Here is a 13,673-nt window from a genome sequence, read left to right as displayed (position 1 = left end):
CACATGATTATCGACCACCGTTCCGAGGAATTCATGACAAACAAGAAGACGATCAAAGCCGAAGACCTTCGCAGCGCACGGTGGTTCGCCCCCGATGATTTGCGGTCTTTCGGGCATCGTTCACGCGCCATGCAAATGGGCCTGGGCCCGGAAGACTGGGAGGGCAAACCGCAAATTGCCATTATCAATACCTGGTCGGATGCCAATCCATGCCATGCACATTTCAAATTCCGGGTTGATGATATACGCCGTGGTATTACCGAGGCGGGTGGTTTTCCGATGGAATTACCGGCCATTTCGCTATCTGAAAGTTACGTCAAGCCGACCACGATGCTGTATCGCAACATGCTGGCGATGGAGACCGAGGAACTTTTGCGTTCCCACCCGGTTGATGGCGTTGTGCTGATGGGCGGGTGCGACAAAACCACACCGGGTTTGATCATGGGCGCGGTCAGCATGGGGTTGCCAACCATCTATGTGCCCGCCGGGCCAATGTTGCGCGGCAACTGGCATGGCAATGTGCTGGGCAGTGGGTCTGACGCATGGAAATATTGGGATGAACGCCGGGCAGGTAACATTTCGGACGAGGAATGGCAGGGTATTGAAGGCGGCATTGCGCGCTCTTACGGTCATTGCATGACCATGGGCACGGCCAGCACCATGACTGCGATTGCCGAGGCACTGGGTATGACGTTGCCCGGCGCAACCTCGATCCCGGCGGCGGATTCCAACCATATTCGCATGTGCACGGCATCGGGACGGCGTATTGTAAACATGGTGTGGGAAGATTTGCGCCCGGATCAGGTTATTACCGCAGCATCGGTGGAAAATGCGGTAACGGTAGCGATGGCGACCGGCTGTTCGACCAATGCGGTGATCCATCTGATTGCGATGGCGCGCCGGGCCGGGGTGAACCTGGATTTAAACGATTTTGACCGGTTAAGTCGGACAACACCCGTGATCGCCAATATTCGCCCGACCGGTGATAAATATCTGATGGAAGATTTTTATTATGCCGGGGGGCTGCGCGCCCTGATGAGCCAGCTTGCCCCCAAGCTGGATTTAACCTGTCAGACCGTAACGGGTGTGCCGTTGGGTGAAACGCTGGAAGGGGCGAAGGTACATAACGAAGATGTCATCCGCCCGCTATCGAACCCGATATACAAGGAAGGGTCGCTGGCCGTGCTGCGGGGCAATCTGGCACCGGATGGCTGTGTGATCAAACCATCGGCCTGTGATCCGAAATATTACGAACATGTTGGTCCTGCCCTGGTGTTTGACAGCTACCCGGAAATGAAGGCGGCGATTGATGACGAAAACCTGGATGTAACGGCAGACCATATTATGGTGTTGCGCAATGTTGGGCCGCTGGGCGGGCCGGGCATGCCGGAATGGGGCATGTTGCCGATCCCGACCAAGCTGGTGAAACAGGGGGTGCGCGATATGTTGCGTCTTTCCGATGCCCGCATGAGCGGTACGTCTTACGGGGCCTGCATGTTGCATGCGGCCCCCGAAGCCGTCATTGGCGGGCCGTTGGCTCTGGTTAGAACCGGCGATATGATCCGGGTGAGTATTCCCGATCGCACCATTGAAATGCAGGTATCGGACGAAGAACTGGCCAAACGCCGGGCCGAATGGAAAAAACCCGAACCGGCCTTTGCGCGTGGGTATGGCTGGATGTTTGGCCGCCACGTCAAACAGGCCAATGATGGCTGCGATTTTGATTTTCTTGAAACCGGTTTCGGCCCCACGGCTGGCGAACCCGATATTTACTGATCTGGCGGAGCATCCATACATGACCACCAAACTAAGTGCAGAAACCCGCGCAAAATACATGCAGGTCAGCACGGCCACCCTGTGTACTGCCCTGTTCAAACGTGGTTTGCGCAACCAGTTTATTCAGGATGTGCACCCGTTAAAGGCTGATGGCCCCAATATGGTGGGCGAGGCCTATACGCTGCGCTATATCCCCGCGCGCGAGGATTTAAACCCGATTACCGTGTTTCAAAACCCGCAACATCCGCAAAGGGTTGCGGTGGAGCAATGCCCGGCAGGGGCGGTAATGGTGATCGACAGCCGCAAGGATGCCCGCGCGGCATCGGCAGGGTCCATTTTGGTATCGCGCCTGATGGTGCGTGGTGTGGCAGGGATTGTTACCGATGGCGGGTTTCGCGATTCACCTGAAATTGCCCAGCTTGCCATTCCGGCCTATCACAACCGCCCGTCCGCACCGACCAACCTGACATTGCATCAGGCGCTTGATATCAATGTACCGATTGGCTGTGGCGATGTTGCGGTTTTTCCGGGTGACGTTGTGGTGGGCGACCGCGAAGGCGTAATTATTGTTCCGGCGGAAATTGCCGGGGAAATCGCCGATGAAGCCGTTGAAATGACCGCGTTTGAAGATTTTGTGACCGAGCAGGTTTTGGCCGGCAAAACCATTGTCGGGCTGTACCCGGCAACCAACCCGCAAACCTTGGTTGATTTCCAAATCTGGCGCGAGAAAAACGGCCGCTAATGTTTAGCCAAACCGATTGCGAACAGGCACCCCGTACATGTTATGTGCGGGGTGTTTTGATTTGAACAGGCCGAGGCGTTGCGATGCCGAGGCGGTATCGAAAATCGTGAATAAGCCGCGTTTGCAACCAAATTTCACGAAAACGGGCCTTAAAGCTGGGCTTCGATTGCGACCTTGTCGAGAACCGACCAGACATTGATGATTTTGCCATCGCGAAATTCGTAAAAGACGTTTTCGGCGAATTTTATCTTTTTACCATTGATGTTAAGGCCAAGGAAAAGACCCTTTGGTGTGCAGTCAAACATCAGTCTGCTGGCGACCAACGGGGCATCCCAGCTTAGCATTTCGATGTTAAATCTCAGATCCGGGATTTGTAGATAATCGTTTTCCAGCATCGCCCGATATCCGGCAACACCCAGTTTGCGCCCGTTATGTGAGGCATCGGGATGGACATAGTGCCCGAGATTATCCCAGTCCTGATTGTTCAGGCAGTCAATATAGCGGTGATACAGGGTGGCGAGATCGGCTTGGGTCATTTGCGTATCCTTGTTTCGGTACCGTGCAACTGCCCCTATTTTATGCCAGGATAAGTGCAGACACAAATCAACCGGAGACATAAATATGAAAGTTGGCATTGTTGGTGCCGGAATGGTTGGAAGTTCGGCGGGATATGCCATTGCCCTGACGGGCATTGCCAGTTCGGTGATTTTTGTTGATCGTAATGCAGACCTGGCCCGCGCGCAGGCCGAGGATATTTCCCATGCCGTGCCGTTTATGTCGTCCTGCATGGTTTATGCCGGAGATTATGCCGATTTAAAAGGCGCATCGGTGGTGATTTTGGCAGCCGGGGTCAGTCAGAAACCCGGCGAAAGCCGGTTGGAGCTTTTGGGCCGGAATGCCGCTGTTTTTCGCGACGTGGTGGGCGAGGTTTTACGCGTGGCACCTGAGGCCATTTTACTGGTCGCATCAAACCCGGTTGATATCATGACGCAGATTACCGTGCGTTTGTCGGGTTTGCCCGTCGGGCGGGTGATTGGGTCGGGGACTATTTTGGACACCGCCCGGTTTCGCAGTTTGCTGGAGCGGCATTTGCGAATTTCGCCGCAATCGGTACATGCCTATGTGTTGGGCGAACATGGCGATAGCGAAGTTTTGGCCTGGTCGAATGCGCGCGCGGGGTCGGAACCGTTATTATCGTTTGCTGCCCAGATGGGTTTGCCGTTAACCGATGAGGTGAAGGTCAAAATTGACGATGGCGTGCGCAATGCCGCCTATAAAATCATTAATGGTAAAGGGGCGACCTATTACGGGATTGGCGCGGGGTTGGCGCGCATTGTGAAGTCAATTGCGCAGGACCAGCGCGATGTTTTGTCGGTTTCAATTGTGACAGCACATGTCGCCGGGGTGGATGATGTTGCCCTGTCGATCCCGCGTGTGGTGGGGGCATGCGGGGTAAGTGCCGATATGATGCCCACCCTTGATGCGCCCGAAAACGAGGCCTTGCATCGCAGTGCAAGTTTGCTCAAAACAACCATCGAAGCCGTGAAACTTTAACCTTTATGCGTAACGGAAACCCATGACCGAGCCATTGCAGGATTGTGCGAAAAACGCGGTATCATCGCCGATGCCACAGGACGAAGGTATTCTGGCATTTCAGAAAAAAACCGATGCCTTTTATCCGCCCGATGCGGTAAGTGCATCGATTGCACAACAACGTGCGTGGTACGATGCCCTTTGCGCCCGTTTCAGCCCTGCCGACCCCGAAGGGCTGACATTTGAAGATGGCACCATAGAGGGCGTGCCGGTGCGCTATTTTCACCCGGCCCGGCACCATAGCAAATGCTGGTTGCTGTATTTGCATGGCGGTGGTTTTGTTGTCGGATCGCGCGATAGCCACCATGCCATTTGTGCCGAAATTGCCGATGATGCGGGCGCGGAACTGGTGGCGGTGGAGTATCGGTTGGCCCCCGAACATATTTGGCCCGCGGCGTCGGATGATGGATTTGCGGTGTTAAGCCATCTGGTTGCCAAGGGTCACCGGGTGGTGGTGATTGGCGACAGTGCCGGGGCCAATCTGGCGGCCGGGTTAATGGTGCGCGCGTGCAAGGCCGGTTTAACCGGGACCGGGGCCATTGCCGGGCAGGTTTTGATTTACCCGGCACTGGGCGGTGATGTTTTGCGTGGGTCCTATGTTGAAATGGCGAATGCGCCGGGTTTGACCACACAGGATGTGCTTTATTATCGCGATATTCTGGCAGCACCCGACGATGATGCGGTGGCAAACCCCCTGTGTGCGACGGATTTAACAAATATACCGCCTGCCTATATCAGTTCGGCCTTTTTTGACCCGCTGCGCGATGACGGGCGGAGCTATGCCGCCCGATTGGCACAAGCCGGGGTGAATGTAACCTACCGGGAAGAACCGCAAATGGTGCATGGCTGGTTGCGCGCCCGGCATATGAGCGCGGGCGCACGAATTGGCTTTGATCATATGTGCCAGGCCATTGCCGGATTTTGTGAATAACCGCTGTTCAGGCGATTTTGGATGGTGCGATCAGGGTGTTTGCGCGGTCTGCCCACCGGCAAAATCTGGCATAAAACAAACGGCCTGCAATGTGGTTTGCGGGCCGTTTGTGCGTGTCGTTACATGAAATTGCGCGGAATGGTGCGGTTCCAGGTTTTTTCGTAGATTTGTTTGTCCTGTTCTACCGCCGTGACGCTGGCGGTGACGTGCCAGTCGGTTTTGGTGCAGGTCAGTGTGGCGGTGCACACCGTGCGGGTAAACCAGCCAGGCCGTTCCATGTCGCAGGTCCAAACGGCATGGCCGCGCATGGATGAGGGATCATCAAGCGTGATGGTCCATGTTTCATCGCGGATCTGGCGGGTGGAAAGGCCTGTGTCGGGATGTTCAAACAGCCCGGTATCTTCGGTAATGCAATAATCTGTTTTATTTTGTGTCAGGTTGCGCCGAACCTCGCGCCGGGTGGAGGCCGGGCGATGTTCGATATAGGTCGGCAAGGGATCAGGATTTTCGGGTTCCGGCATATCGATCCTGTCGTGGTCACCCAACAGGGGCAGCGACAGATCGATGCTAGCGGTATCAATGGTCAGTCCGGCATTAAACGGGTCCGGCAGGATCATGGGCCAATAGGCGGTCGACAGGGCAAGGCGCAATTTGTGCCCGGCACGCAGGCGATACCCGCAGGCATCAAACACCAGTGTCATCGAAACCTTTTCGCCCTTTGGCATGGGTCCGGGGGCGTTATAGTTACCCGCAGGGTCGCGATGGGCAAGGTTTAACACGCCAAATGAAATGCGGGTTGCGGTGCCATCGGGGTGCACATCGACCAGCCGGGCGCACAGATTGGCCCAATCGGCATCGCAGCCAAGCGCAAGGGTAATTTCGGGGCGCCCCAGCAAGTCGATATCTTGTTGCAATGCTGTGCTGTCAAAGCATAAAGACCCGGCATCGTCGCTGCGCTGGTCAATCGCCATTTCGGCATCGGGTTTCAAGGTGAAATATTCGCCCGCCGCCGTGCCGGTATCAAGTGGCGATTTCACAAAGACATTGACGCTGGCACCTTTATCGCCCGGGAATGTGTCGTCTTGCGCCACCAGCCGTTCATTTCTAACCGTGAAATGGGCCATTTCCGGGGTTTGCCAGATGTTTTTGGCAACCCAGAAGCCAGCATCATGGTCGCGCCGTGGGGCGGGTTTAACCGCATCAAGGATATAGGCGCGCATTTGCGGCACCGTTTCGGCACCGTTATCGATATTGCGCAGCCATTTATCCCACCAGCGAATGGCTTCACCGTGAAAATCGGCGCGGGGTTTGGGCCAGGCAAAATGCGGATATTTATGCACCCAGGGGCCGATCAGGGCCTTGGCCCGGTCCGGCATGCCTTCAACGGCACGAAGGGGGGTGTTGCGATAGCCATCGGCCCAACCGGCCATCACCATGGACGGAATTTTAACAGCCTCAAAATCCTCGCAGATCGAGGCATGTTTCCAAAAATCGTCGCGCTGTTGGTGGCCCAGCCATTCTTCCATGAAAAACGGTTCGTTTTCCAGGCGTTCCATCCACATCGCGCGCCAGCGATCACCGACCAGATCGGGGTCGGGCGAGCGGGACTGATAGGCCAGCATGGTGGCCGCCCATGAAAGCTGTGCGGCCAGTTGGCAGCCATTCTTATAATGAATATCATCGTTATAACGATCCACCGTCGAGGCAATCGAGATGACAGCCTTCAGGGCAGGCGGTTGCAGGGCCGCGACCTGCAAACAGTTAAACCCGCCCCATGAAATGCCCATCATGCCGACGGAGCCATTGCACCAGGCCTGATCGGCGATCCAGGCAATGATTTCGCAGGCATTGGCAAGTTCAAGCGGGGTGTATTCGCCGTCAATCACGCCATCGGATTCCCCCGAGCCGCGAATATCAACCCGCAGCCCGGCAATGCCTGCGCGGGCAAATACCGGATAGGTCGATTCATCGCGCGGGCGGGTGCCGTCGCGTTTGCGGTAGGGCAAAAATTCCAGCACGGCGGGAACGGGGGATAAATCGGCACTGTCTGGCATCCAGATGCGCGCGGCAAGACGGGTGCCGTCTTTTAACGTGATCCATTTGTTTTCAATGACGGAATAAGGGGCGTTGGTCATTGTTTATCCAATCCTGGGGGACGGCGGCACATAAAAGCACCGCCCGGACACAGCCCGGGCAGTGTATGACATGTTAAAACCTAGTTGCCAGCACTTTCCATGCGGCGGTTTGACAGGACTTTTTCCAGCCAGCCCAGTTCCATTTCCGGCACCGATTTTAACAAAAGATCGGTGTAATCGTCGAACGGCGGCGACAACACGCTGGAACGCGGTCCAAAATCAACCAGTTTGCCTTGCAACATGACGGCAACTGAATCGGCAATGGCGCGCACAATGGCAATGTCGTGGGTGATGAACAGATACGAAACCTTGGTTTCCGCCTGTAATCGCATCAGCAAATCAAGAATGCCTTCTGCCACCAGCGGGTCCAGCGCCGATGTTGGTTCGTCACACAGGATCAATTCAGGTTCGGCCGCCAGCGCACGGGCAATGGCAACACGCTGTTTTTGCCCGCCGGAAAGTTCGGCGGGATAGCGATCATAAAACCCTGCACCCATTTCGATTTCGTCAAGCAGTTCCTGAACCCGTGCTGTGCGTTTTTTACCGCGCAGGCCGAAATAGAATGTCAGCGGGCGGCCAATAATTTGCCCCACCGTCTGGCGCGGGTTCATGGCGGTATCGGCCATTTGATAGATCAGTTGTATGCGGCGCAAATGGTCACGGCTGCGCTTTTTGCGGTGACGTGGCAGGATTTCATCGCCAAAGGTAATGGTGCCCCCGGTTGGCGGTAAAAGCCCGGTAATTACGCGGGCAAGGGTGGATTTACCCGAACCCGATTCACCGACAACCGCCAGCGTTTGTCCGCGCGGTACGTGTAGCGAAACATCGTGCAACACCTTGAAACCATTGCCATAGGATGCAGAGATATTATCCACCGACAGCAGGGCATTGGTTTGGTCTCTGGCCTCGCGCTGTTTGGTCTGGCGCACCGAAATCAGCGCACGGGTATAGTCTTGCTGCGGGTTTTCAATAATTTGTTGCACACTGCCATATTCCACGGTTTCCCCGTGGCGCAGCACCATGATGTCATCGGAAATCTGGGCGACGACGGCAAGATCGTGGGTGATGTAAAGGGCGGCGGTGCCGGTTTCCTCGATGGCATTTTTAATGGCAGCCAAAACATCGATCTGGGTGGTGACATCAAGGGCGGTGGTCGGTTCGTCAAACACAATCAGTTCCGGGTTGGAACAAAGTGCCATTGCCGTCATCGCGCGTTGTAATTGCCCACCGGAAACCTGATGAGGAAAACGGTCGCCAAAATTTTCCGGGTCGGGCAGACCCAGAATTTTAAACAGGTAAAGGGCGCGTTCATGGGCTTCGTCGCGGGTCATCAGGCCATGTTCAAGGGTGGCCTCAATCACCTGATCGCCCAGTTTATGCGCCGGGTTAAAGGCCGCCGCCGCCGATTGGGCGACATAACACACCCTTGCCCCGCGAATTTGGCGAATGCCTTTTTTACCGGCCTTCAATATGTCTTCGCCGTCCAGCAGGACTTCACCACCGGTGATGCGTACACCACCCCGGCCATAGGCCAGTGCAGCAAGGCCAATGGTCGATTTACCCGCCCCGGATTCCCCGATCAGGCCCAGAACTTTGCCCCGTTCCAGATCAAATGAAATGCCATGAACAATTTCGATATCCTTGGGGTTTTCGCCGGGCGGATAGGTGGTGGCACCGATTTTAAGATTGCGTACCGATAACATATTAGCCATCCCCGCGGCCCCCCTTTAAGCTGGACGTTCGTTTCAAAAGCCAGTCAACAACCATGTTGACGCAAATTGCCAGTGCCGCAATGGCGCCGCCGGGAATAAGGGCCGCCGAAATACCAAAAATGATGCCATCCTTGTTATCCTTGACCATACCGCCCCAATCGGCGGCGGGCGGCTGAATGCCCAGCCCCAGAAACGACAGGGTGGAGAGAAAGAGGATCGAGAACGCAAACCGCAAGCCAAATTCGGCCAAAAGCGGGGTTAAGGTATTGGGCAGGATTTCGCGGAAAATAATCCACATTTTGCCTTCGCCGCGCAGTTTGGCGGCTTCGACAAACTCCATCACGGCAACGTCAAGGGCCACGGCCCGACCCAGCCGATAGACACGGGTGGAGTCAAGGACGGCCATCACCACGATCAGAATCCACAGGCTTTGCGGCAAAACGGCCAGAACAACCAGTGCAAAGATCAGTGTCGGGATCGACATCATCAAATCGTTAAACCGCGACAGGGTTTGATCAATGATGCCGCGCGATACAGCGGCGGTAAAGCTGAGAAAAATGCCGATTGAAAACGACAGAACAGAGGCAGCAAGGGCGACAAACAAGGTGGTGCGCGCACCAAAGATCAGGCGCGATAAAAGATCGCGGCCCAGATTATCGGTACCAAGCAGGAACTGGTCATTGGCGGCAACCCAGATATCACCGACAATTTCGCGTTCTCCGTGCGGGGCGATCAGCGGGGCAAAGATGGCGCAGAAAAATACCAGAAAAATGCCGAAAATGCCGATCCAGGCGGTAATGGGAATTTCTCGTAATCTCATCGCGGATGCCTCAGTTTCGGGTTGGCAATAATGGCGATCAGATCGGCAACCATGTTAAGCAGGATGTAAACAGCCGCAAAGATAAGGCCGCAGGCCTGCACAACCGGCATGTCGCGTACGGTTACGGCATCGACCATATACTGGCCCATGCCGGGATAAACAAACACCACTTCAACCACGACAACGCCAACCACCAGATAGGCCAGGTTCAACGCGACAACATTGACGATAGGGGCAATGGCATTGGGGGCGGCATGTTTAATGATAATTTTAAACGCCCCCAAACCTTTAAGTTCGGCGGTTTCCATATAGGCAGATGACATGACACTGATAATGGCGGCCCGCGTCATGCGCATCATGTGGGCCAGAACCACAAATACCAGCGTTGCCGTAGGCAGGGCAATGGCAGCCAGGCGGTCGCTAAAGGCCATGCCGTCATAAACGGTGGCCGGGAAACTGGCGACGCCAAATTTAACGGCAAAAAACAGGATAAGCAGATAACCGATAAAAAACTCGGGCAGGGAAATCGCTGCCAGAGAAACAATGTTGATGATGCGGTCGGGAATACGATTGCGAAAATGGACCGCAAGCATGCCAAGGCCCACAGCCAGCGGCACGGATATGATGGCTGCACAAAACGCTAAAAACAGCGAATTGCCCAGACGTTTGCCGATTTGTTCTGAAACCGAATTGCCGCTGGCCCAGCTTTTGCCAAAGTCACCCTGAACAGCATTACCGAGCCATTCGAAATAACGGGTGGTTATCGGGCGCTCCAGCCCCAGCTGGGAACGAATGTTTTCAATGGCTTGCGGAGTGGCCGATTGTCCCAGATAGGTTTGGGCAAAATCTCCCGGCAAGGCTTCCACGCCACCAAAAATTAAAATCGAGACGGCCAGCAAAAGACCCGCACTTAGTCCCAGCCTTTGCAGGATCAGGACCGTTAGCGGATAACGCTGTTTCAAACGGCGACGGCTTGGTTTGCCGTCATCCATGGCTGTATCCATGGGGTGATCTCTCCTTGATGAGAGCCGGACCAGAAAGTCGGGGCATCAGGCATATTATCGTCGGGTCAGCCGGTTGTGGGCCCGGCCGGAATTGGGGGGCGCGTAACGATGATGTGCATGGTACAACGAATGCTGTCGCACGGCATAAAATGCTGGCAAAACGGCCCGTTGTTAATTCCTGTCCGGCAAAATCAGTTTAATCGACCTGCCAGGAATATCTGGCAGGTCGCAGGCAGGTTGCGAAACATCAATTGATGCTTCACAATATCCATCAGCTTTCGAGCCAGACGCGGGTTGCGACATAGCCGTTGGACATGTCGTTGCCGATATCGTGAACATAACCTTTGACCTTGTTGGTCGATGCATTCACAAAATCGTTGAACATCGGCAGGATCAAACCGCCTTCATCACGCACCATCATGGCCATGTCGCGATACATTTCCTTGCGTTTCGCCTGGTCCAGTTCGGCCCGGGCGGTCAGCAAAAGTTTGTCGAAATCTTCGCGTTTGAAACGGGTGTCGTTCCAGTCTGCAGTTGACAGATAGGCGGTTGAATACATCTGGTCCTGGGTCGGGCGCCCCCCCCAGTAAGATGTGCTAAACGGCTGTACGTTCCAGACATTGGACCAGTAACCATCACCCGGTTCACGTTTGATTTCGATATTGATGCCAGCTTTTTTCGCACTTTCCTGATACAGCACAGCGGCATCGACAGCGCCGGGAAAGGCAACATCGGATGTGCGCAGCAGAACCGATCCGTCATGGCCAGATTTTTTGTAATGGAATTTGGCTTTATCAGGGTCGTATTTACGCTGTTCAATGCCTTCGGGGAACAAGGCATAGGTTTCGTTGATCGGAAAGTCATTGCCGACCTTGCCGTACCCGCCAAGGATTTTTTCAACCATGGTTTCACGGTCCATGGCGTATTTAAGGGCCAGGCGCAGGTCGTTATTGTCAAACGGGGCGGTGTCGCAATGCATGATGAAGACATAGTGACCGCGACCCGATGTTTGCAAAATATCAACACTCGGCGCGCGTTTCAGCAAGCTGACGGTTTTTGGGTCAACACGGTTGATATAATGCACCTGGCCCGATGACAGGGCAGCAACACGGGCGGTTGCATCGTTCATGACGATCATTTCGATTGAATCGACATAACCGCGATCCGAACGCCAGTCGCTGTCGTTCTTTTCAAAGGTGGCGCGGACTCCGGCATCATAGGTTTTAAGTTTATAAGGCCCGGTGCCAATTGCCGCATTGGGATCATCACTGCCGCCATCTGGCTGAATGATGAGGTGATAGTCCGTTAAAAGCAGGGGCAGGTCGGCATTGCCTTCGGTCAGGGAAACAACCAGTTTGTCGCCATCGGCTTTGATGTCGGTGATGGACTTCAAAATACCAAGGGCACCGGATTCCGATTTTTCGTCGGTATGGCGATGCAGGGTTTTAACCACGTCATCAATGGTCAGTTCCTTGCCATTGTGGAACTCAACGCCCTTACGAATGGTGAAGGTCCAGGTTGAGGCGTCGGGCGATGATTCCCAGGATTCAGCCAGTGCCGGAACAGCGGTGCCGTCGTGCGGGTGACTTTCAACCAGCGTGTCGCCCCAGTTGCGGCCCAGAACAAAGGTGAATTGCGATTGTGATTTTGCCGGGTCCAGGATGTCGGTGGCAGCGCCGCCCTGAAGGCCCAGTTTGAGGTGCCCGCCCTGTTTGGGTTCGGCGGCTTTGGCTGTTTTGGAATACAGGCTGGTGGCAGCTGCAAGTGTCAGACCGGCAGCCATTGAACTGGCGATAAATTCGCGTCGGTTCAGGCCGCATGTTTTCACGCGGTCCGTCAAATGTTTAAGAAGGTCAGTCATCCCCGATTTCCTTTTTGTGTTTAAAATATAGTGGTCCGGTTGGCGCGACCCTTATTGTTTTGTTTTGGGGCCGAACCCTTCTGGGTATGGTCATTTGGCGGCCCCGACACCCGCCCATGGCAGGATTGGAAACGGGCCGTGTAACCCGAAATGGTTATGTGGTCGCATCCCCCTTAAATGGTCTGCTTGATACCGGTAAAATTGTGCCGGATGTTTCCAGGACAGATGCAAGTTTTGCGGTTCAGGCAACGCTGCAACGTCGCGCACCGCAAATTGTTCCACCCCTCCACAGCGGTATAAACGTTACACCACGTTTAGATAGCGATTGCCAAGGTTGCACGACATCGTCGCTCCTGACAACCCAAGGGGTGAAGGTTATTGGTTGTTTTTATGGTAAATCGTTGTTTTATAAAAATATTTATTGAGCGAATGATGGGTGGCATAGTGCCAAAATATACTTTGACATCAAATTAATTCGCGCTGGGCGGGAATGAAAATTTAAGCGAATCAAAAACAGCGGCGAAACGGAACGGCTGCCTTATGTCGCGTGACGGGAACGTTAACGAAATAATTGTTACAGAGAGTTGAGCCAACTGGTGGGATATGTCGCCTTGTCGTGTTTGCTTGTTGGCATCAATGTTGAAACAAGCCCGCGTTAGCAGGGAAATAGCAGTTTGATTGGCTTGTCGATCTGTCTCAGGCCAGAAGCTGGTAGTTGTTATTTGCAAATCGAGTGACCCGTTGCGAGATGGTGACCTTGTCGTTTGGCGCAATAGATCGTCTTAAAATCAGGCCGTGTGCAACTCGGAAGGTGTCTTGAGACACTGTGAACTTTTAAAGTTGGCTCTTAAAGATGGTTGGATTTTTACAACCTGTTAAGGGTAAAACTGGTTGTAAATTCAATGTTTAGAGAGCTACTATATGGCCTAATGGTTGTGTCGCGGTTAGGAGAACAAGTATAGGAACTTAGGTTCGCGCAGGCTTTCGACGATAGAAATTGGGGATTTTCGATTACGGTGGCGCGTAACTGGCAGACATGGTTTATAATTTGGGGACAGATGTCTGAAATTCGATTGGGGGACTTTCATGGATTCGTATA

General features: G+C 54.3%; 11 protein-coding genes. 5 read left to right on the top strand and 6 right to left on the bottom strand.

The features are described 5' to 3' along the window. The first annotated feature begins 33 nt into the window (after positions 1–33). Positions 34–1,776, top strand: a complete 1,743-nt coding sequence (araD, locus tag AAC086_RS03410; RefSeq protein ID WP_339775305.1) for an L-arabinonate dehydratase — start codon at positions 34–36, stop codon at positions 1,774–1,776. Positions 1,777–1,795: 19 nt separating this feature from the next. Continuing rightward, a complete protein-coding gene (locus AAC086_RS03405) occupies positions 1,796–2,518 on the top strand; it encodes a ribonuclease activity regulator RraA (protein ID WP_339775302.1) in 723 nt (240 codons plus the stop codon). Positions 2,519–2,667: 149 nt separating this feature from the next. Here AAC086_RS03405 and AAC086_RS03400 read toward each other — a convergent pair whose 3' ends face one another. Further along, a complete protein-coding gene (locus tag AAC086_RS03400; RefSeq protein WP_339775299.1) occupies positions 2,668–3,054 on the bottom strand; it encodes an ester cyclase in 387 nt (128 codons plus the stop codon). An 85-nt stretch (positions 3,055–3,139) separates the two neighbouring features. Here AAC086_RS03400 and AAC086_RS03395 point away from each other — a divergent pair, with 85 nt between their 5' ends. After that, complete coding sequence (locus AAC086_RS03395) at positions 3,140–4,072, top strand: L-lactate dehydrogenase (RefSeq protein WP_339775296.1); 933 nt, start codon at positions 3,140–3,142, stop codon at positions 4,070–4,072. A gap of 22 nt (positions 4,073–4,094) precedes the next feature. Further along, complete coding sequence (locus tag AAC086_RS03390) at positions 4,095–5,042, top strand: alpha/beta hydrolase (protein WP_339775294.1); 948 nt, start codon at positions 4,095–4,097, stop codon at positions 5,040–5,042. A 119-nt stretch (positions 5,043–5,161) separates the two neighbouring features. On the opposite strand, the gene AAC086_RS03385 is transcribed toward AAC086_RS03390, so the two are convergent. From AAC086_RS03385 to AAC086_RS03365, 5 genes are all read right to left on the bottom strand, one after another. Next, positions 5,162–7,177 (bottom strand): CocE/NonD family hydrolase, encoded by a 2,016-nt coding sequence (locus tag AAC086_RS03385; RefSeq protein ID WP_339775291.1) that lies wholly within the window; start codon positions 7,175–7,177, stop codon positions 5,162–5,164. Between the two features lie 80 nt (positions 7,178–7,257). After that, positions 7,258–8,889 (bottom strand): ABC transporter ATP-binding protein, encoded by a 1,632-nt coding sequence (locus AAC086_RS03380; protein ID WP_339775288.1) that lies wholly within the window; start codon positions 8,887–8,889, stop codon positions 7,258–7,260. After that, positions 8,882–9,709, bottom strand: a complete 828-nt coding sequence (locus AAC086_RS03375) for an ABC transporter permease (RefSeq protein ID WP_339775285.1) — start codon at positions 9,707–9,709, stop codon at positions 8,882–8,884. The genes AAC086_RS03380 and AAC086_RS03375 overlap by 8 nt, the downstream gene beginning before the upstream one ends. Further along, positions 9,706–10,713, bottom strand: coding sequence for an ABC transporter permease (locus AAC086_RS03370; protein WP_339775282.1), 1,008 nt, complete (start codon positions 10,711–10,713; stop codon positions 9,706–9,708). Before AAC086_RS03370 ends, AAC086_RS03375 begins: the two co-directional genes overlap by 4 nt. Positions 10,714–10,984: 271 nt before the next feature. Further along, entirely contained in the window at positions 10,985–12,574 is a 1,590-nt protein-coding gene (locus AAC086_RS03365) for an ABC transporter substrate-binding protein (RefSeq protein WP_339775279.1), read from the bottom strand. A 116-nt stretch (positions 12,575–12,690) separates the two neighbouring features. On the opposite strand from AAC086_RS03365, the gene AAC086_RS03360 reads away from it, so the two are divergent. After that, a complete protein-coding gene (locus tag AAC086_RS03360; protein ID WP_339775276.1) occupies positions 12,691–12,999 on the top strand; it encodes a hypothetical protein in 309 nt (102 codons plus the stop codon). Positions 13,000–13,673: the final 674 nt, after the last annotated feature.

Origin of the sequence: uncultured Thalassospira sp. (genome assembly GCF_963976115.1) — a bacterium.
In the GTDB taxonomy this organism is placed as follows: domain Bacteria; phylum Pseudomonadota; class Alphaproteobacteria; order Rhodospirillales; family Thalassospiraceae; genus Thalassospira.
This window is presented reverse-complemented; position numbering and strand designations above follow the sequence as displayed.